The organism is Brevibacterium atlanticum, assembly GCF_011617245.1.
GTDB classification, from domain to species: Bacteria; Actinomycetota; Actinomycetes; order Actinomycetales; family Brevibacteriaceae; genus Brevibacterium; species Brevibacterium atlanticum.
Genome location: NZ_CP050152.1, coordinates 3067389 through 3087797, shown reverse-complemented (window position 1 = coordinate 3087797; position 20409 = coordinate 3067389). Strand labels below are relative to the sequence as shown.

Genomic DNA, 20409 nt, shown 5'->3' with positions numbered 1-20409 from the left:
CTGAGCGGCTTGTCGCACAGGTGCTTCGGTAAGTTCTACGGCTACTGCGATGAAATGGCGCGAAGTGTGGGCGCTGCGGCTGACGGTGATGGATGCTGCGGGTAGCTAGCTGCGGGATTCGTCGTCCGCAGCGTCGCGGGACTCCGCCGTGTCGCTCTTGGCGGCCACGCCGGCATCGCCGGACTCCGCCCCGTCGCCCGAGGCGGCCACACCAACACCCTCAGGCACCCGCGGCAGGCCGGCGCGGAACGTCTCGAGGTGCGCGAGGATCGGGACGAGGAAGAGGACGCCGACGGCCGGCACGACGATGCCCGAGTCGTTGATGACGGTGCCGACTCCGAGCAGGATCGCGAGGCTGATGACCGCCGCTCGCAGCAGCGGAATCCGCCGGTAGGTGTCCTCGATCCCGCGCAGACCGAATCGGTGCGGGTCGAGTGCGAGCCAGAAGACGCCGATGATGAACAGCGGCAGCACCAGCGTCATCCACGACTGTGTGAGGATGTCGATGTTCATCCCGATCTTCCGGGCGAGCACGCCCAACGCCTGACCGCTGATGATCGAGTCGAAGAACCGGCCGAAGTGTGTGCGCTGGTCAGCCGGGCGAAGCCAGTCGAGGAACAGCACCGCGAGCATGACGAATCCGGCGATGCCGACTGTCAGTCCCAGACGTTTGATGGAGAAGCGGATACTCGCCGCGGCCAGCACCAGGTAGGCCACGCCGATGATGAGGGTCGGCACCGACCCGAACTTCGTGCCCAGACCCGGTGCGGCGAGGATGACGCAGGAGGCGAGCACGGGCAGCGTGACGATGAGAACGCGGTGCAACGGCTTCGTCACCAGGGACGCGAACCCGGCCACGGCCAAGAGCAGCGCACAGCAGTACAGCGCCAACGCCGAGTTGCCGATCCCGTAGAACCGGGAGGCGATGAGCAGCGGTTCACCCAGCAGTGTCGACATCTGCAGCTGCGAACCGGTCATCACGTCATAGGCGAGCACACAGACGGTGATCACCGAGACGAAGAGCACCGGCCCGAACTTGTGCCTGCGCCACGGCCCGAGCAGAGCCAAGACTCCCAGCAGCAGCGACCACCCGACCAGCGCGCCGAGCATAGCAATATCCGGGTTCGTCGCCCGCTCCCACGGCACCGTATTGACCAGATACGTCGAGATCGGCATCGCCGCAAACACGACGCCGAGGCGGTAGGCCGCCGAATGGATGAGCTCGCGATGGTTCTTCCGCAGGAACCATGCCAGAGCCAGCAGCCCGAGCATGAGCGTGGCGACGACGGGGAAGAACCACGTCGACAGATCGTTCTGCGTCTTCACCGCCACCTGCCGGTCGAGCACGGCCTGATAGCGGACCTTCCAATCGGTCCCTTCCGATCCGACGGTCATCGGCGCACCGGCGGCGTTGTCCATCTCCTCGGCTCCGGAGAGCTGAACGAGGGTCGGCGCGAGGTCCGGCACCTGCACGAGCCCCGGCTGCCGCGTCGACGATGACGTCAGCAGGCCGGCAGACTGGCCGGGCCGCAGCATCATCGTCGCCTGCATCGACGACCCCTTGTGCGCGCCATCGGCGATCGAGGAGAACACGATCGGCGTGCGCCCCTCACCCATCCGATTCGGCCGATCGGCGTCCATCCACCCGGTCGCCTCGAGGATGTCCCCGACCTGAGCGTCGAGTTTCTTGAGCGAATACCCGTCGGCGGCGGTGTTGCCGAGATCGACGAGGGTGAGCTCCCCATCAGCGGCCGACTTCGCCACGTCCGATCCCAGCTGAGAGCTCACCGGCGACCAGTTCTTCACATGCCCGGTCGGGGTGGCGGCGGCGATCGCGGCACCGTTGCCGAAGGAACGGATGTCGGGGACCGCCTCGGCGAGGGAGCCGAGTGCGGCATCGTAGTTGTCACCGCGTGCGACCTGCGCATACACGTCCCAATCGGCGACCCAGCCGTCCATCGGCGGGGCCGGTTCGCGGCACTGATCGCGGGGTTCGTCGGCGGCCCGCCGGCCCGATCCCAGCCCGAGCCAGCCGTCGACCGGGCAGCTCGTTGACCGCACGCTGCGCGGAGTGATCGTCCCGATCTGCGCGTTCTTCATCATCACCCACAGGTGCGGGGTCGTGCGCGGATCGAGGTCCTCGAAGCTGAATCCGGAAACGCTGACCGACACGGCGCCGTTCTCCTTCGCCGAGGCGGCCCCGCCCGAATCCGCGGCCCCGCCCTGTGCGTCGGCAGCCGATCCGGCACTCACCGAGGCGGCCCTGCCGTTCGATGACGACCGATCCGACGCGTGGACCTGGGTCGCTGTGGCAGCCTGCGGCAGACCGAGGAGGACGAGCACGACGGCAAGTGCCCCGAGGAGGACCCGAACCGCGGTGGTGGGAACGCGCGTGGTCATCGGCGCACCTCCTCGGCACCGGTGACGGAGTCAGTGTGAGTGTCAGTGGAAGTTTCGTCATCGCCCGAGTTCGGCCGGGTGCGCGGTCCGGCCACGGTGTCCTCGGCGTGGTCGGCGCTGAGCGCGAGCAGGAAGGGCAGGAGCACCATGGCTCCGGTCGAGGGCACGGCGACACCGGAATCGGTGAGCACGAGACCGACGCCGAGGCCGGTGACCGCGGCGAGGAACCCGTAGTGGAGGTCGGAGTCGGCGAACACCTGCGGCAGCTTGCCCCGCCACTTGTTCGCCAGCCGCCCGGCACGACTGCCGCCGTCGCCGCTGCCGCCGTGCCCACCGTCGTCGTGCCCACTGCCGCCGAAACCGTTCGCGGAGAACCGGGGGAAGACCATGAGGTAGCGGAGGAAGAAGAGGACCGCGATGACCGCGAGCGGGGTGACGATCGCCAGCGCCGGATTGATCTGGATGATGTGGAGGTTCGCGCCGAGCTTGCGTCCGATGACCTGCAGCGCCTCACCCGTGACGATCTGGTCGAAGAAGGTGCCGAAGTGCGAACGCGAACCGGCCGGGCGCAGCCAGTCGAGGAACGCGATGCCGATGAGCACTGCCAGCGACGCCAGCCCGATGAGCCCCAGACGCAGCAGGGACAGGCGGATCTTCGACAGCAGCGCCAGCAGCACCATGAGACCGGCGAGGATCGCGATCGTGCCGCCGAACTTCGCACCCCACGAGGGATTGCCGGAGACGAACACCGCGGCGAGTCCGATGATGAGCGGAACGACGATGACAGCCTTGCGGCGGCCGCGAGCCCGCAGCCAGGAGACGAGGAGTCCGAGGAAGACGAAGAGACTGACGATGAAGATCGCGGCCCCCTGATTGCCGAGGCCGTAGTAGCGGCCGCCGACTATCGGGTTGTAGCCGAGCAGGGAATTCGCCTGCAGGTGCGAACCGGTCGCCAGGTCCGTGGCGAGGATGAGCACATTCGCCGCGGACAGGGCTCCGACCCGGCCTCGCCAGGACCGTCCCCACGGCGGGATGAGCGAGACCGCGAAGAGCGCGGCGGCGGTGCCGAGCACTGACAGCAGCAGACCGAGATCCGGCTGGCTCATCCGCGACCAGGGTATGAGTCCGGCGAGGAAGGCCCCCGTCGGCAGGGCCGCGATGCCGAGGGACACCCAGCCCAATGATCGGTGGACGAGCGGTGCCAGGGTGGCCCCGCCTCGGCGGCCGAGGATCGACCGGCTCAGCAGCAGCCCGCAGGCGATGAAGAGGCAGTAGAAGACGATGTCGAGAGTGATCGAGAACGTTGAGAGGTGCGCATAGATCGACGTCGACTTCTGCGCATGCGCGACGAGGTCGTCGATGCGGGTCTGCGGATCGTCATCGGTCGCAGTCTGGGTGAAGCTGATCCCGCTCGACGATGGCACGTCGAGGAGGTCGAGGATGCCCGGGGCCAGGTCCGTGATCTGCAGCAGCCCAGGAGTTCGGGTCGTCGGTGAGGACAGGGATGAGGGTTCGATGCCGGGACCGGAGGCGATGAAGGCACGCAGCTGCGGCAGCCCCGAACTGTCGCCGAGGCCGGCGACGATGACCGTCGGATCGGCCGCCCCGTCCTTCGCGTTCTCCCGCACCTCCTCGAGCTTGACGCCGAGGCGGCGGTCCGCCTCGGCGACGCGGTCCTCCCGGTCGACGTTCGGCGGCACCGTGTAGGAGTAGTTCGGGATCGGGTCGTACAGCCACGACCGAATGCCGATGGCGCCGAGGTCGACGAGGTCGAGTCGGCAGTCCGTGGCGCCTGCATCCTCGGCATAGTTCGTCACCACTCCGTCCTCGTCGGCGGCGGCGTAGGCGCCGCCCGGGCCTTCGGCGGCGACGCAGGGTTCGAGGAGCGAGTCCTCGGCCTCGGCCGACGTCCCGTCAGGCACGACCTTGCCATGCTCGGCCACGGCACGAGCGAGCATCCCGTAGTCCACGGAGTAGCCCGACCTGCTGTTCGGCTCCTTGACGGAGTCGAAGCCGTCGATTCTCGCCGTGGTCGCCCCGGCTACGGATCTCCCGGCATGAGTTTCGTCACTCTCTCCCGCGGAATCGGTCGCGGACTCACCCTCGTGGATGGGCTCGGAGGCGCCCTCATCGGAGTCGACCGAGTCGGTCTCGACGTCCGTGGTCGGGGCGATCATCGCCGGGCAGCGGGCCGAATCGTCGGCATCTGCCGCCTCGGCGTCGGGGGAAGGGCCGGCCTGTGCGCGGGATCCGGCGCCGAAGGACAGCCACCCCGATGCCGGACAGGTGGCCGAGCCGATCGTGCGCACATTGAGGTTCGCCGCGGCCCCCTCGGAGAGCAAGCGGTAGAGGTTCGGGGTGCGCTGTGCGTCGATATCGTTGATGGTCAGGCCGGGTATGCCGAAGACGATCGTCTTCCCCGCCGGGTCCGTCGAGGCATTCGCCGAGGTGGCCCCGGCGCTGCCGTCCGACCCCTGCGCGGCGGTCGATCCCTCCGCCGAGGCGGTTCTGCTCTCCGAGGACGACGCCGTCGTGACTCCATCCGCCGAGGCGGGGGAGAGTCCGAGTCCCATCGTCACGAGCCCGACCAGGAGGCCCAGCACCAGGATTCTGAATACGGGAAGTCGTGGGAGCAGGCTGGAGTGAGTCGGCACAGATCAATACTATCGGCTCGGGTTTCGGCCCGTCCTGAGACCGCTCTGAGCGTTTGCTCCCCGGGCTGGGAGCCATGTATATTTGATTGTCGTTGTGTGTGCTTGTCGCACTCCCTTACATAGCCTCATGCGTTGCAGGCCCGTAGGTGAGGGGAATGCGTCGATAGGTTCACCCGATTGAAGACAACCAGCGCTTGAGACCCATTGGACTCACGACCCGATGAGGATCCGGCGCTGCACTGAACAAGATACGAAAAGAAGGCTACTTTTGCGTACGTACACAGCTAAGCCCGGTGACATTGAGCACCAGTGGCACGTCATTGACGCCACTGATCAGGTGCTCGGTCGCCTTGCTTCGCAGGTTGCACGCCTCCTGCGCGGCAAGCACAAGACCACGTTCACTCCGAACACCGACACCGGTGACTTCGTCATCATCATCAACGCCGATAAGGTCGCGCTGACCGGTGCGAAGCTCGAGAAGAAGCGCGCTTACCGTCACTCCGGTTACCCGGGTGGCCTCAAGAGCGTCAACTACGCCGAGCTCCTCGCCACTCACCCCGAGCGTGCAGTCGAAAAGGCTGTCGCCGGTATGGTCCCGAAGAATCGTCTTGGACGTGCCCAGATGCAGAAGCTGAAGGTCTATGCAGGTGCCGAGCACCCGCATGCCGCTCAGAATCCGCAGCCGTACGAACTCAGCCAGGTCGCGCAGTAAGCGCCTGAGCTCTAGACATCCCGAGGAGAACCGTGGCTGATACCACCAACGCGACAGAATCTGTCGAAGAAGAGATCACCGAATACACTTCCGAGACTCCCGCATCTGCCGGCCTGGGCGAAAGCACCGCTGGCGGACGTGGACAGTCCCTGACCGCTCCCGGCAACGGAGTGGGCCGCCGCAAGCAGGCCATTGCTCGCGTGCGCCTCGTTCCCGGCACCGGTGAGTGGACGATCAACGGACGTACTCTCGAAGAGTACTTCCCGAACAAGCTGCACCAGCAGCTCGTCAACGAGCCCTTCACCCTGCTGGACCTCGGTGGACGTTTCGACGTCATCGTGCGCATCTCCGGCGGTGGACCTTCCGGCCAGGCCGGAGCCGTCCGTCTGGGCGTGGCTCGCTCGCTCAACCAGATCGACGCGGAGTCCAACCGCGCCGAGCTGAAGAAGGCCGGTTACCTGCGCCGCGACGCTCGCGTCCCCGAGCGCAAGAAGGCCGGACTCAAGAAGGCCCGCAAGGCACCTCAGTTCTCGAAGCGCTGATCAACCTGTTCGAGAAGCTGCGACTGGTCTGCCACTGAGTCGCAGTCATCGACAGTTCGGTTCGACGAACTTGAGCATGCGGCCCCGAACCTCGTTCGGGGCCGCATTTCTCATATCCAGCTGCGGCGGTGTGGCTGCTGCGGCGCTGTGCGGTTGCTGCGGCGGTCCGGCTGCGGCGGCGCAGCTGCGGTTGTTGCGGCTCAGCTGCGGTGGCGCACGGTCGCTGGTCGCCGGTGGCCGTTGGCCGGTCGCCAAAGTGTGTCGTGCAGATCCGTCGTTCAAGCCGCAGCGCGTCTATCGACTGCCCCACGCGCCGCAACCCGTCGTTCAAGCCGCCGCGCATCCATCGAACGGTTCGCCGGTCGATATGTGCGCTCCGCCTTGAACGAGCCCGTACCAACCCGCAATCGCTGCGCTGACTGCCGGGGCCACGGCTGCGATCAGCCGCCTCGGCGAGGGAATCGACTAAGATCGACTCCGACATTGACGAAAGGATCCCCACATGTCTCGACTCTTCGGCACCGATGGTGTGCGCGGACTGGCCAATCGCGACATCACGGCCAAACTCGCGCTCCAGCTCTCGGTCGCAGGTTCCCGCGTGCTCAGCCGCGGCTGGAGCGGGGAGAAGCGCCCCTTCGCTGTCGTCGGACGTGATCCTCGTGTCTCCGGAGAGTTCCTCTCGGCGGCCCTGAGCGCCGGCATCGCCTCGACCGGTGTCGACGTGCTCGATGCCGGAATGCTGCCGACACCGGGCATCGCGCAGGTGGTCAAGGACACCGGAGCCGCGTTCGGCGTCGTCATCTCCGCCTCGCACAACCCGATGCCCGATAACGGCATCAAGTTCTTCGCCGCCGGCGGCAAGAAGCTCGACGATGCGGTCGAGGATGAGATCATCGCGATCTTCGACGACGAGTGGGAACGGCCGACCGGCGCGGACATCGGGCGCATCTCCCGCTACCCGGCCGCTGCCGACGAATATACCGAGCATCTGGTCGCCTGCCTCGACACCGAGGGTGTGCGCCCCCTGTCCGGTCTCAAGGTCGTCGTCGACTGCGCCAACGGTGCCGCGTCGATCGTCGGACCCGCCGCTCTGCGCCAGGCCGGCGCCGAGGTGATCGTCTCGGCCGCCGAACCCGATGGCCTGAACATCAACGACGGAGTCGGCTCCACCCACCTCGGCCCGCTGCAGCGTCTCGTCGTCGAGACGCAGTCCGACCTCGGTGTGGCCTTCGACGGTGACGCCGATCGCTGCTTGGCCGTCGATGCCCTCGGCCGGGTCGTCAACGGCGACCAAGTCATGGGCATCCTTGCCATCGGACTCAAGGAGCTCGGCGAACTGCGCGGGAACACTCTCGTCACCACCGTCATGTCGAACCTGGGGCTCAAGCAGGCGATGGACAAGTACGGCATCAACACCGTCCAGACGGCTGTGGGCGACCGGTACGTACTTGAGCGGATGCTTGCTGACGGGTATGCCCTCGGCGGAGAGCAGTCCGGGCACGTGCTCATGCTTGACCACGGTACGACCGGTGACGGTGTGCAGACGGCCCTGCATCTGATGAAGCGGATGGCCGATGCCAAGCGCACTCTGGCCGACCTCGCCGCGGAGATCCCGCAGCTGCCGCAGGCACTCGTCAACGTCAAGGGCGTGGACAAGAACAACGTCGATCACCCGCAGGTCGCCGCCGAGGTGGCCGCCGTCGAGGCCGAACTCGCCGACACCGGGCGGGTGCTGCTGCGCGCCTCGGGCACGGAACAGCTCATCCGCGTGATGGTCGAGGCTGCTACCGAAGACACCGCCACCGAGCAGGCCGAACGCCTCGCTGCCTCGGTCAAGGAGCACCTGGCGCTGTAACCGACCGTGGGGCTTTGCTGCCCTCAGGTAACGCGAAACTCGAAAAAGTCGTCGCCAGTGACGACTTTTTCGAGTTTCGCGTTACCTGAGCCTGTGTGTTCGAGTACGCAGTTATCCACAGGCCATTCTCTCGCCCTTGCGCACGGGTGCCACGCACCGCGATGGTGGGTCTATGTTCGCGTGTCTGACGTCGGCAGAGCTCGGCGCCGCTGGATTGAGCTCCCACCAGCTTCGGTTGGCTGAGCGCTGTTGCCTGAGGAGAGTCCGTCGCGGTATCTACGTGGTGACGGCGGTCTGCGACGATCCGGCGCATCGAGTCATCTCGACTGTCGGGTCGGCACCTGGAACCACCTTGCCGCAGGAGACGGGAGGGGCAATGAAGCGGAACGAAGATCTGCGCATCCTCGTGCGATCCTATGTCGACGATCTGCCGGATGGAGCGGCCTTCTCTCACCGGAGCGCTCTGATCGTCCACGGCCTCTCGATCCCGTACTCCGAGAAGGGGCCGCCAACCCGTGTGGAGTTCGCCCATCCGGAGGTCGGGGCGCAGCGTTCCTTCGTGCACGTCTGGAAGAGGCCTCTGGAGGGGAGCATCGAAGTCGTCGACAGGTGCAGGGTCACCACCTTGCCTCGGACGTTGCGCGACGTTGCCCGTGACTGCCCTCTGGCATTCGCCGTCGCCGTCGTGGACGAGGCGATCCGTCGGAATCTCACCTCTGCGCGAGAATTCGCAGACTACTGTGCTCGCAACCTTGTGAGAACCCGCCAGCGACGCATCGACGCGGTTCTCGCGAATGTCGATGGTCGGCGGGAATCTGTGGCCGAATCGATCACCGCGGTTCGGTTCGTCGAATATTCAGTACCGGGCTTCGAACCGCAGGTGGTGATCTGTGATGAGAACGGCGACTTCGTCGCGCGGACCGACTTCGCCAATCGGAAGGCGCGTGTCATCGCTGAGTTCGATGGTGCAGGGAAGTACTACCTCGACGGAGCCGATCCGAAGCGGGCGTTCGAGCATGAGCGCCGCCGGGAGTATTCGCTGCGCAATCTGGGCTACCAGGTCTTCAGGATCACCTGGAAGGATCTTTTCAGCGGCGACCTCTTCCTGCGAATCAAGGAGAGCGTCAAGAGGCGGAGTGCGCAGACGGTGTAGTCGGCGAACTCTGCGCGGGAATGTGCGATGGGGCGCACACGAAACTGGCAAGCAGCGGATCGCGCGAAAACCAGTGCCTTTCAGGGTGCCGCATCGCAGCGAGTTCCGCTCAGGTCGCGCGAATCTCGAAAATATCGTCACTGGCGACGAGCTTTTCGAGTTTCGCGTGGCCTGAAGCCCGAGGGGCAGTCGGCCCGAGGCTCAGCTCGCGGCGAACTGGGTGGCGTAGAGCTCGGCGTAGCGACCGCCGCGGCTGACAAGTTCCTCATGCGTCCCGGATTCGACGATGCGACCGGCCTCGACGACGAGGATCGTATCGGCCTGCCGGACCGTTGAGAGCCGGTGCGCGATCACAAGTGCCGTACGCCCGTGCATCGCCTGGGCCAGGGCCTGCTGGATCGCGGCCTCGTTCGTCGAATCCAGCGCCGAGGTGGCCTCGTCGAGGACGACGATCTCCGGACTGGCCAGCAGCATGCGGGCGATCGTCAGTCGCTGACGCTCACCGCCGGAGAGACGGTACCCGCGCTCACCGACGACAGTGTCCAGACCGTCGGGCAGAGTATCGATGACGCGTCGCAGCTGTGCGCGAGTGAGCGCGTCCCACATCTGCTCCTCGGTGGCGTCGGGATCGACGAGCTGAAGGTTCGCGCGGATCGACTCGTGGAAGACGTGGCCGTCCTGGGTGACGACACCGACGGCTTCGCGCAGATCGGCGAACGACAGGTCCCGCACATCGACTCCGCCGATGCTGATCGTGCCTCCCGTGACGTCGTAGAGGCGGGGCAGCAGCGACGCGATCGTCGACTTGCCGGCACCGGAGGACCCGACGAGGGCGACCGTGTGCCCGGCCGGAATCGTGAAGCTGAGGTCGTGGATGACTTCGTCGCCGCTGCGGGAGTCGAGCACGGACACGTCCTCGAGGCTGGCCAGGCTGACCTGTTCGGCACTCGGGTAGGCGAAGTCGACATGGTCGAAGGACACGTCCAACCCGCCGGCAGGCAGGGCCTTCGGCTTCTCAGGTTCCTTGAAGTACGGCACGAGGTCGAGGATCTCGAACACGCGCTGGAACGACACGACCGCGCTCTGGATATCCAGGCGGGCATTGGCGAGCATCGTCAGCGGAGTGTAGAGGCGGGTGAGCAGCAGCGCCAGGGTCACGACCTGACCGGCATTGAGGTTGCCGAGCACGGCCTGCGCACCGCCGACGCCGTAGACCAGGGCCAGGGCGAGGGCTGACACCAGGGTCAGCGAGGACACGAAGGTCGACTGCAGCATCGCGACCTTGACCCCGATGTCGCGGACCTGCCCGGCGCGGTCGGCGAACTCCTCGTTCTCCTTGCGGGGATTGCCGAAGAGTTTGATCAGGGTGGCACCGGCTGCGGAGAACCGCTCCGTCATCCGTGTCGACATGTCCGCGGAGTTGTTCGCGGCTTCGAACTGGAGGGATGCGAGCCTGCCCGACAGCATGCGGGTGGGGATGATGAACAGCGGCAGCAGCAGGATCGACATCACGGTCACCTGCCACGAGATCGTGACCATGACGCCGACGGTCAGTGCCAGGGAGACGAAGTTCGACACGATGCCGGACAGAGTGTTGGAAAACGCCCTCTGTGCACCGATGACGTCGGTGTTGAGCCGGGAGACGAGGGCGCCGGTGCGGGTGCGGTTGAAGAAGGCGATCGGCATCGCCTGGACGTGGTCGTAGACGGCCGTGCGCAGGTCGAAGATGAGTCCCTCGCCGATGCGGGAGGACAGGTACCGGTTGGTGATCGAGATCGCGGCGTCGACGATGGCGAGTCCGCCGATCGCGATGGCCAGCCACACCACTGTGGCCACGGGGCCGCCGCCGGTGATCGCGTTGACGACGTCGCCGGCGAGCACCGGGTTGAGGACGCCGATGCCTGCGGTGAGGACGGAGAGGATGAGGAAGACGATGAGTTTGCGCTTGTGCCGAGAAGCGTACCCGGCGATTCTGCGGTAGATGCCCGGCTGGATGGACGTCTGCGGGGTCTTCTGGGTCTTGACCGAGGTGTACATCACACGGTGCGCGGAGGGCATACTCATGGTGGGCCCCTTTCTGCTGCCGATGCGACCGAGGTTCCATGGGGATCACGAGCGGTGACGTGAGGGACCACCCGTGGCGATGCAGGGATCGCCCGCATCCGGTCGCCGCCGTGGGCGGGTGGCCCGCCGGCGAAGAATAGAACAGTGCACACAGTGCAACTGTCTGGGAGGCGAAACTATTTCCTCACCCGCTGGCGAAGTGGGTCACAGTGCGAATGCCCTGTACGAGAGGTCCGTACAGGAGGCCCGCTGAGCCGCCCGCGGCAACCGCGCCTCATAGCTTCCGCAGCTGCACCTTCCGGATCGTATGGTCAGCGGACTTGTGGAGCACGAGGTCGGCGCGACCGCGGCTGGGCTGGACGTTCTCACGCAGGTTCGGGAAGTTGATCGAGTCCCAGATCTCCGTGGCCAGGGTGATCGCCTCATCGTCGCCGAGCTTCGAATACCGGTGGAAGTATGAGTCCGGGTCCTGGAAAGCCCCGTGCTTGAGTTTGAGGAATCGCGAGACGTACCACTCGCGGATGTCCCTCGACCGGGCGTCGACATAGACGGAGAAGTCGAAGTAGTCGCTGATCGACAGACCCAGCGTGCCGTCGCTGCGCGGGCGGGCCGGCTGGAGGACGTTGAGGCCTTCGACGATGAGCACATCGGGGGACCGGACGACCACCTCGGCGCCGGGGACGATGTCGTAGGTGTGGTGGGAGTACACGGGCGCGCGGACCTCGGGGGATCCGGCCTTGACTGCGGCGATGAACTGCAGCAGCTTGCGCCGGTCGTAGGATTCGGGGAACCCTTTGCGCCCGTTGAGGCGGCGGCGTTCGAGTTCGGCATTGGGATAGAGGAACCCGTCGGTGGTGATGAGCTCGACCCGCGGGGTGTCGGGCCAGCGCGCCAGCAGTTCGCGCAGCACACGGGCCGTCGTCGACTTGCCCACGGCGACGGACCCGGCGACGCCGATGACGAACGGCGTTCGCTTGGCCTCCTGCGGTTCCAAGCCGCGATCGTGAAGCGGGGAGAAGAACTCCCTGGTCATGTCGTGTTTGGCCCGCCGGGCGGAGACGTAGAGGTTGAGCAGCCGCGACAGCGGCAGGTACACCTGGGCCACCTCGTCGAGGTTGATCCGATCGCCGAGGCCGCGCAGCCTCTCGATGTCACGCTGCTTCAACGGCAGGGGAGTGGCCTGGGCGAGCGTGCCCCACACCTCCCGGTCGAACTCCCAGAACGGGGACACCGATTCGGACTCGAGGCGGCGTCCGGTATTCAGACCGGCGAGGCGGCGCGCACGGTCCAGCTGAGGGTCGACATGGCTCATTCGACCATTGTGTCATGCGTCATGTTCGCCCCCATCGCCGAGGTGGCTGTCGACTGCCGTACCCATCCTCGCGGAGGCGGCCGACGACCCTCATCGCCGAGGTGGTCGTCGGTGCCCGTGATCGCCCCGTCGCCGAGGTGGTCGTCCGCCCCCGCGTGCGGTTCGTCACGTTGACCGGATCGTGACTCGCCGGAATGCGCGAGAATCGGCGGGAGTGCGTAAAATCTCCCTCATGTGTGGAATCGTTGGCTATGTATCCAAGGCCCCCGTTGACAATGCCGATCATCTGGCGCTCGACGTCGTTCTCGGTGGGCTGAAGAGGCTCGAATACCGCGGCTACGACTCCGCCGGGGTCGCGCTCGTGACGCCTGAGGGCGAACTCGCCTCGGCGAAGAAGGCCGGGAAGTTCTCCGCCCTGACCGAGGAGATCGAAGCCCATCCTCTGCCGGCCGCGCAGACCGGCATCGGCCACACCCGCTGGGCCACCCACGGTGGACCCACCGATCTCAACGCGCACCCGCATCTGGCCGACGGCGGCAAGCTCGCGCTCATCCACAACGGCATCATCGAGAACTTCGCCCAGCTGAAGAAGGACCTCGTCGCCGAGGGCGTCGAGTTCCTCTCCGAGACCGACACCGAGGTGGCCGCCGCTCAGCTGGCCAAGAACTACCGTGCGACCGGCGACCTCACCGCCGCGATGCGCGTGACCGCGAGCCAGCTCGAAGGTGCGTTCACTCTGCTGGCCGTCCACGCCGACCTGCCCGGTCAGGTCGTGGCCGCCCGCCGGAACTCGCCGCTGGTCATCGGCCTCGGCGAGGGCGAGAACTTCCTCGGCTCCGACGTCGCCGCGTTCATCGACTACACCCGCACCGCCGTGGAGATCGGTCAGGACGAGGTCGTGACGATCACCCCCGATGAGGTCACGATCACGGATATCGAGGGCAACCTCGTCGAAGGTGAGCAGTTCGAGGTCGACTGGGACACCGCCTCGGCGGAGAAGGGCGGCTTCGCCTCCTTCATGGACAAGGAGATCCACGATCAGCCGCAGGCCGTGGCCGATACTCTGCTCGGCCGCCTCGACACCGAGGGCCACCTGACCCTTGATGAGATGCACATCGACGAGAACGTGCTCAAGACCGTCGACAAGATCGTCGTCATCGCCTGCGGCACCGCCGCGTACGCCGGTCAGGTCGCGAAGTACGCGATCGAGCACTGGTGCCGCATCCCCACCGAGGTGGAGCTCGCCCACGAATTCCGCTACCGGGATCCGGTGGTGACGGAGAAGACCCTCGTCGTGGCGATCTCCCAGTCGGGGGAGACCATGGACACGATCATGGCCGTCCGCCACGCCCGTCAGCAGGGCGCGAAGGTCATCGCGATCTGCAACACCTTCGGCTCGACGATTCCGCGCGAATCAGACGCTGCGCTCTACACGCACGCCGGCCCGGAGATCGCCGTGGCTTCGACGAAGGCGTTCCTGTCCCAGGTCGTCGCCTGCTACCTGCTCGGCCTCTACCTCGCCCAGCTGCGGGGGAACAAGTTCCGCGACGAGATCGCCACGATCCTTTCCGAACTGCAGACGATTCCTGCGAAGATCCAGCGGATCCTCGATGATACGAAGGCGCAGGTCCTCGCCCTGGCCGACCGGAACAAGGACGTCGGCTCGGTGCTGTTCCTCGGTCGTCACGTCGGCTACCCGGTGGCGATGGAGGGTGCGCTCAAGCTCAAGGAGCTCGCCTACATCCACGCCGAGGGCTTCGCGGCCGGTGAGCTCAAGCACGGACCGATCGCGCTCATCGACGACGGTCAGCTCGTCATCATCGTCGTGCCCTCGAAGCGCGGCCGCGATTCGCTGCACGCGAAGGTCATCTCGAACATCCAGGAGGTCCGCGCCCGTGGTGCGAACACCGTCGTCATCGCCGAGGAAGGGGATGAAGAGGTCGACCAGTTCGCCTCCGAGGTCATCGCCGTTCCGGAGACGACGACGCTCTTGGCGCCGCTGCTGACGACCGTTCCGCTGCAGATCTTCGCGATGGAACTCGCCACGGCCAAGGGCCTCGACGTCGACCAGCCGCGCAACCTTGCGAAGTCGGTCACCGTCGAGTGACCCACCTCGGTGCCGGGTACGGAAAGCTCCGTCCCGGTACCGCGTACCTGATCGGCTTTGCCGCCGTGGATTCTGAGGAGGGGCGAATATGGCGATTCTGGGGATCGGCACTGACATCGCCGATGTGCCGCGCTTCGCCGAGCACATCGAACGCGTGCCCGAACTCCTCGACCGACTGCTCACGCCGGGCGAGCAGCTCAAACGCAACGGCAAACGCCGCACCGATGCGTCCTTGGCGGCCCGGTTCTCCGCGAAGGAGGCGTTGAAGAAGGCGATCGGCTTCCCCGGGTGGCTGCCCTGGCAGTCCGCCGAGGTGGTCCCCGCCCGCTCCGGTGCGCCCAGCTTCCGTCTGCGTGGGCTCGTCCTCGAACACTTCAAACGCATCGGCGGGACGAACATCCACCTCTCGATCACCCACGATGCGCACCTGACGATGACGTTCGTCATCGCCGAGGGGGAGGGGCCCTCGCTGAGCCCCGGAATCGAGGGCGTCGCCGAGCATTTCACCCATTCGATGTACGGACGAGTTCTTCGGCCGGAAGACTGAGGCCCCAGGACTGGCGCCCGGGGCCTGACCTATGTCGCGACGCAGCCGGGACGTGTGCGCAGTGCCCAGGGCGTCGAGGTCATCGCCTCCAAGCCCTTTGAGATCGCGAACACCCCGGACATCGTCATGGTCCCCGGCGGGATGGGCACCCGACAGCTGGTCGACGACCCACGCTTCCTCGACAGCCTCGTGAATTGGTCGGCCGGTGCCGAGCTCATCACCTCGGTGTGCACCGGATCGGCAGTCCTCGCGGCGGCGGGCCTGCTCGACGGGTACCGGGCGACGTCGAACAAGAAGGCGTTCACCTGGGCGTCCGAACACGGTGAGGACGTCACTTGGATACCGCAGGCGCGCTGAGTCGAAGACCGTGATCGTTGGACCTCATCTGGAGCGGCCGCGGGCATGGACATGACCGCCGCACTCATCGCCCATCTCCACGGCGCCGAGGCGGCAGCGACCGTCGCGCGCGACATCGAGCTCGACATCCACACCGATTCCGACTGGGATCCCTTTGCCGCCCACCACGGTCTGGTGTGAGGGTCGGATTCGCAGCGAACTGTCGGCGGTCTGGTTGAGTCGCTCTCGATCTGGGAGAATAGATGTATGAAATCCGCCGTGGTACTCGACACTGACGCAATCAGGAGCGCCTGCGAAAGATTCGGTGTGGAACGACTTCGCATTTTCGGTTCCGTGCTCACTGATCGGTTCAACCCGGAGACGAGCGACATTGACTTCCTCGTCACTTTTCAACCGGGTCGGGAGAATTTGTTCCACGACTACTTCGATCTGAAGTCTGAGCTGGAGCGGATAGTCGGACGGCGAGTCGATCTGGTCACGGAACGCTCGGTGAAGAACCCCTTCTTCAAAGCGGCCGCGTTCGGGAGTGCGCAGGACGTCTATGCGGCGTGAAGCAGGCGCGCATCTCTGGGATGCAGCTGAAGCGGCTAAGTTAGTCCGTGAGTTCGCGGGCGGCAAGACCGAAACAGAATTCAACTCCGATCTCGTCGTTCGCTCGGCGATCGAGCGCCAATTGGAGATTCTGGGTGAGGCGCTGAAACGCCTTCGCAGAGACGATGCAGATACCGCTTCTCGAGTGCCTGGACTTGAGCGAATCGTCGGGATGCGGAATGTCCTTGCCCACGAGTATGGAGACATCGACTATGAAATACTTTGGCGTGCGACCACGAACGAAATCCCCGGCTTGATCACGATTCTCAATCAGCTTGTCGAAGAGGCCAGGGGCGCTGCGGGGCTGTAACAGCACCACGGGGGAGCAAGACTAATGCTCGGTCGCAATCCTCCGACGTCGGGCGGGTAATAGACTCAGCACCATGAGCTCTCTTCCCAACGATGCCGACAACACTCCCACCGCGAACGACGCAGATACCCCCACAGCCGCTGCTGCAGCACCCGTCATCCACCTGCCCACCGCCGAGGATGCCGCAGACATCGCGCCCGGACTCGTCACCCTCCGCCGCGCACTGCATGAGAACGTCGAGGTCGGACTCGACCTGCCCGTGACGCAGAAGCTCGTCCTCGACGCCATCGAAGGCCTCGACGTCGAAGTGAGCACGGGCGTGAACCTATCCTCGATCACCGTCGTCCTCCGCGGCGGCGCCCGCAGGGAGGACTCGACCGGCGTCGTGCCCGCCGTGCTCCTGCGCGGGGACATGGACGGACTGCCCGTCACCGAGGCGACCGGATTCGACTTCGCGTCCACCTCGGGGAGGATGCACGCCTGCGGTCACGACCTCCACACCGCCGGCCTCGTCGGCGCGCTCAAACTCCTCCACCGCGACCGCGACTCCCTGCCCGGCGACGTCGTGTTCATGTTCCAACCCGGCGAAGAAGGCTACGACGGGGCGGGGAAGATGATCGACGAAGGCGTCCTCGACGCCGCCGGTCCCCGCGTCAAGGCCGCCTTCGGCATCCATGTCTCCGCCGACGCCGACCTCGGTGTCGCCAGCTCCCGCCCCGGGCCCTATATGGCAGCCTTCTCGAAGATGACGATCACCGTTCACGGCAAAGGCACACACGCCTCTCGCCCCGCCACCGGCAAGGACCCCATCCAGGTCGGCGCCATGCTCGTCGGCCAGCTGCAGGACTACGTCACCCGCCGCTTCGACATCTTCGACCCGCTCGTCGTCACCGTCGGCCAGTTCAACGGCGGCACCGCCCCGAACGTCATTCCCGACTACGCTCAACTCGTCGTCAGCGTCCGCACCTTCTCCGAAGCCGTGACCTCCCGCGCCGAGGTGGAACTGCCCAACCTCGTCCGTGACCTCGTCGCCGCCCACGGTCTCACCGCCGAGGTGGACTACGAGCAGATCCTTCCCCCGACGATCAACAACGACGCCGAAGCCGAATTCTTCCTCGCCACCTTCACCGACCTCTTCGGTGAGGAGCGGACCGTGCGCAAAGCCAACCCGCTGCCCGGCTCCGAAGACTTCTCCCGCGTCCTCGACGCCGTCCCCGGCGCCTACGGACACTTCGGAGTGGCGCTGCCGAACCTGCCGGTCGACGAACGCGAAGCCAATCACTCACCACGCGCTCGCCACAGCGACGACGGACTGGCCGACCAGGCACTGTTCCTCGCCCATCTCGCCGGCCGCAGGCTCGCACAGCTGGCCGAGGACTGAGAACAACCGAGTCCGGCCACAACCGGGGCCCGCAGCACCCGAGCCCGGCGGCAACCGACTCTCACCACGGTCGGCTCTGGCCCCGGAGGGTGGAAACGGCATACGGTGCAGGGATGGACGTGAAGGAGCAGCGATGAGTGTGTTTGCCTACCCCAGCGAGGTCATCCGCGACGCCGAGGTGCCCCTCCTCGACGCCGGAGTCCCGCTCATGGCCCGAGCAGCCCGCGCCCTGGCGAACATCGGCCTCGAGACGCTCAGAGCCGACCACGGCCGGGTCACCGGGACCCGAGTGAGCGTGTTGGCCGGACCCGGCAACAACGCCGGAGACGCCCTCTTCGCCGCAGCCGCACTCGCCCGGCGCGGGGCGGCGATCACAGTCATCACCCTCTTCGACCGCACCCACACCGAAGGAGTCGCCGCGGCCCGCAGCGCCGGGGCACAGGTCATCGCGTTCACGCCGACCGAGGACGGCACCTCCCGCGCCGACGTCCTCCACGAACTGACCCGGGCCGATCTCGTCCTCGACGGCATTCTCGGCACCGGCGGCCGGCGCGGACTGCCCGACCACATCACCGCACTCATCGCCGACTGGGCCCCGCACCGAACCGGCCGCCTCATCGCCGTCGACGTCCCCTCCGACCTCGATCCCGACCCTGACGGTGCCGACCAGCGCCTCCATGCCGACCGGACCGTGACCTTCGGGGGTCTCAAATCCGAACTCGTCGACCCCCGAGTCACCGCGTTCACCGGATCGATCGACGTCATCGACATCGGACTCGACCTCGACCCGGAGCTCGCCGACTCCGAACTCCTCGACTCAGCCGACCTCGCCGCCGACTTCCCCCGCCCCGAGCCGACCGGGCACAAATACTCCCGCGGCATCACCGGGGTCCTCGCCGGATCCGAGGACTATCCGGGGGCGGGCGTGCTCACGACCACCTCGGCGGTCAACGCCGGAGCCGGAATGGTCCGCTATCTCGGATCCCCTCTCGTCGCCGAATTCGTCGTCGGTCTCCACCCCGAAGTGGTCAGCGCTTCCGGTCGGGTCGACGCGGTCGTGCTGGGGCCAGGGGACCCCGAAGCCGACCACATCCAGGCCGTTGTCGACGGGCTGAGCGACACGAACACCCCGGTCGTCATCGACGCCGGGGGACTGGACATGGTCGGCCGCGCCGAGGCGATGGCCGGCACCTGGCTGGCGCATCGCCCCCTCATCATCACCCCGCACGCCGGTGAGCTGGCACGGCTGCTCAGCCGCCTCCTCGGCGAGATCATCACCGCAGGCAGGATCGGTCAGGACCCGGCCGGGTGGGCCAGGCAGGCGGCGGAGCTGACCGGGACGATCGTCCTGCTCAAAGGCCACCACACGGTCATCGCCGCACCCGACGGCTTCGTCGTCCTCCCCGAACCGGGCCCGGCGAGCCTCGCCACGGCCGGAGCCGGGGACGTGCTCGCCGGAATCCTCGGGACGCTGTGCGCGATCGCCTCGGCACGCAGCCGCTACGGCGCCGACGAGGCACCGCTGCCGCAGCGGCAGTGGGCCCACCAGGCCGGACTCGCGGTGCTGCTGCACAACGAGGCCGGCCGGCGGGCGATCACCGCGGCCGGTTTCGCCGATGCCCTCGCCGAGGTGGTCGACGAGCTCATCCGCTGACCTCCGTGGATGACGATCTGCGTCGTCGTCGACCCCTCCCACTTCATCGCCTTGACGAGGCTTGATTCGTACATCGACACGCATCCGGCGGTCTTCATCGACTCGGTGTTCGCGTGGAGGAAGATCGCCGATCCCTTACCCGGGGTGCGGGCCTCGTTGTAGCCGATGACCTGGGCGTACTTGTACGGCTTCGGCTGGTAGAGCGATTCACCCTTGTATCCCTTCGACTTCAGCTGCATCGTGTTGTAGCCCTGCGCCTTGGTGGCCGTACCGTCGACCCAGACGTGATCGCGGGTGACCTTCGTCCACGTCTTCTTCAGTCCCGGATTCGCCGAGGTGCCGAAGCCGTCGCGCATCCAGAACACGCCCTTCGGGGTCTTCCCGTCGCCCTCACGTTTGCTCGCCGTCGTCCCGTTGTAGCCCAGACGCGCCTTGTACGGGCCGCTGTCGCGGACGTAGCGTGACCCGGACTTCGAGCACAGGTAGATGTCCGCGGTGATCGTCGAACGCTGTTTGACCTCGATGGCCTTGCCGGCCGTGACCTTCGAGTTCGATTCGATGCCGGTGCAGTACTTCGCCGCCGCCGAGGCTGCCCCGGCCCCCGAGACGAGGGTGAGGACCGCAGCGAACAGCGCGGTCACGAGCACCATGGCCAGGGTGCGGGCGGATGTGGTGGTGTGCATGACTTCTCCTTTGTCAGCGGTTGGGTCCGCGCACCTCGGCAGGCTCGCCGAGACGTGCGGGGGATCATCGTAACCACCGGTGAGGTC

The 20409-nt window shown here is 66.5% G+C and carries 17 protein-coding genes; 13 read left to right on the top strand and 4 right to left on the bottom strand.

What is annotated here, in order from left to right; translation table 11 throughout:
- Positions 1-105 precede the first annotated feature (105 nt).
- Positions 106-2400, bottom strand: a complete 2295-nt coding sequence (locus GUY23_RS13800) for an alkaline phosphatase family protein (protein ID WP_228282343.1) — start codon at positions 2398-2400, stop codon at positions 106-108.
- Positions 2397-5054: a hypothetical protein gene (locus GUY23_RS13795; protein ID WP_166973201.1), complete on the bottom strand. Its 2658-nt coding sequence runs from the start codon at positions 5052-5054 to the stop codon at positions 2397-2399. Before GUY23_RS13795 ends, GUY23_RS13800 begins: the two co-directional genes overlap by 4 nt.
- 268 nt (positions 5055-5322) lie before the next feature.
- On the opposite strand from GUY23_RS13795, the gene rplM reads away from it, so the two are divergent.
- From rplM to GUY23_RS13775, 4 genes are all read left to right on the top strand, one after another.
- Positions 5323-5766, top strand: a complete 444-nt coding sequence (gene rplM, locus GUY23_RS13790) for a 50S ribosomal protein L13 (protein ID WP_166973198.1) — start codon at positions 5323-5325, stop codon at positions 5764-5766.
- A 32-nt stretch (positions 5767-5798) separates the two neighbouring features.
- Positions 5799-6308: a 30S ribosomal protein S9 gene (gene rpsI, locus GUY23_RS13785; protein WP_166973196.1), complete on the top strand. Its 510-nt coding sequence runs from the start codon at positions 5799-5801 to the stop codon at positions 6306-6308.
- Positions 6309-6810: 502 nt separating this feature from the next.
- The gene (gene glmM, locus GUY23_RS13780) at positions 6811-8163 is read left to right on the top strand and encodes a phosphoglucosamine mutase (RefSeq protein WP_166973194.1); all 1353 of its coding nucleotides are present in this window, start codon (positions 6811-6813) and stop codon (positions 8161-8163) included.
- A gap of 376 nt (positions 8164-8539) precedes the next feature.
- A complete protein-coding gene (locus tag GUY23_RS13775) occupies positions 8540-9316 on the top strand; it encodes a PDDEXK family nuclease (RefSeq protein ID WP_166973192.1) in 777 nt (258 codons plus the stop codon).
- A gap of 201 nt (positions 9317-9517) precedes the next feature.
- On the opposite strand, the gene GUY23_RS13770 is transcribed toward GUY23_RS13775, so the two are convergent.
- Positions 9518-11380 carry an ABC transporter ATP-binding protein gene (locus GUY23_RS13770; protein WP_166973190.1) on the bottom strand — a complete coding sequence of 621 codons (1863 nt, stop codon included), beginning with the start codon at positions 11378-11380 and terminating at the stop codon, positions 9518-9520.
- A 274-nt stretch (positions 11381-11654) separates the two neighbouring features.
- Positions 11655-12692 carry a type I pantothenate kinase gene (gene coaA, locus GUY23_RS13765; protein WP_166973188.1) on the bottom strand — a complete coding sequence of 346 codons (1038 nt, stop codon included), beginning with the start codon at positions 12690-12692 and terminating at the stop codon, positions 11655-11657.
- Positions 12693-12706: 14 nt separating this feature from the next.
- On the opposite strand from coaA, the gene GUY23_RS13760 reads away from it, so the two are divergent.
- From GUY23_RS13760 to GUY23_RS13725, 9 genes are all read left to right on the top strand, one after another.
- Complete coding sequence (locus GUY23_RS13760) at positions 12707-12877, top strand: hypothetical protein (RefSeq protein ID WP_166973186.1); 171 nt, start codon at positions 12707-12709, stop codon at positions 12875-12877.
- Positions 12878-12924: 47 nt separating this feature from the next.
- Positions 12925-14799: a glutamine--fructose-6-phosphate transaminase (isomerizing) gene (gene glmS / locus GUY23_RS13755; protein ID WP_166973184.1), complete on the top strand. Its 1875-nt coding sequence runs from the start codon at positions 12925-12927 to the stop codon at positions 14797-14799.
- 88 nt (positions 14800-14887) lie between these two features.
- Positions 14888-15346 (top strand): holo-ACP synthase, encoded by a 459-nt coding sequence (locus tag GUY23_RS13750; protein ID WP_166973182.1) that lies wholly within the window; start codon positions 14888-14890, stop codon positions 15344-15346.
- A 24-nt stretch (positions 15347-15370) separates the two neighbouring features.
- A complete protein-coding gene (locus tag GUY23_RS18640) occupies positions 15371-15703 on the top strand; it encodes a DJ-1/PfpI family protein (RefSeq protein ID WP_228282846.1) in 333 nt (110 codons plus the stop codon).
- 45 nt (positions 15704-15748) lie between these two features.
- A complete protein-coding gene (locus tag GUY23_RS18790; protein WP_266096808.1) occupies positions 15749-15883 on the top strand; it encodes a hypothetical protein in 135 nt (44 codons plus the stop codon).
- A gap of 66 nt (positions 15884-15949) precedes the next feature.
- The gene (locus tag GUY23_RS13740) at positions 15950-16255 is read left to right on the top strand and encodes a nucleotidyltransferase family protein (RefSeq protein WP_166973180.1); all 306 of its coding nucleotides are present in this window, start codon (positions 15950-15952) and stop codon (positions 16253-16255) included.
- Positions 16245-16604, top strand: coding sequence for a HepT-like ribonuclease domain-containing protein (locus GUY23_RS13735; protein WP_166973178.1), 360 nt, complete (start codon positions 16245-16247; stop codon positions 16602-16604). The genes GUY23_RS13740 and GUY23_RS13735 overlap by 11 nt, the downstream gene beginning before the upstream one ends.
- A 73-nt stretch (positions 16605-16677) precedes the next feature.
- On the top strand, positions 16678-17985 hold the full coding sequence (locus GUY23_RS13730; protein WP_166973176.1) for a M20 metallopeptidase family protein: 1308 nt from the start codon (positions 16678-16680) through the stop codon (positions 17983-17985).
- A gap of 133 nt (positions 17986-18118) precedes the next feature.
- On the top strand, positions 18119-19639 hold the full coding sequence (locus GUY23_RS13725) for an NAD(P)H-hydrate dehydratase (RefSeq protein WP_166973174.1): 1521 nt from the start codon (positions 18119-18121) through the stop codon (positions 19637-19639).
- Positions 19640-20409: the final 770 nt, after the last annotated feature.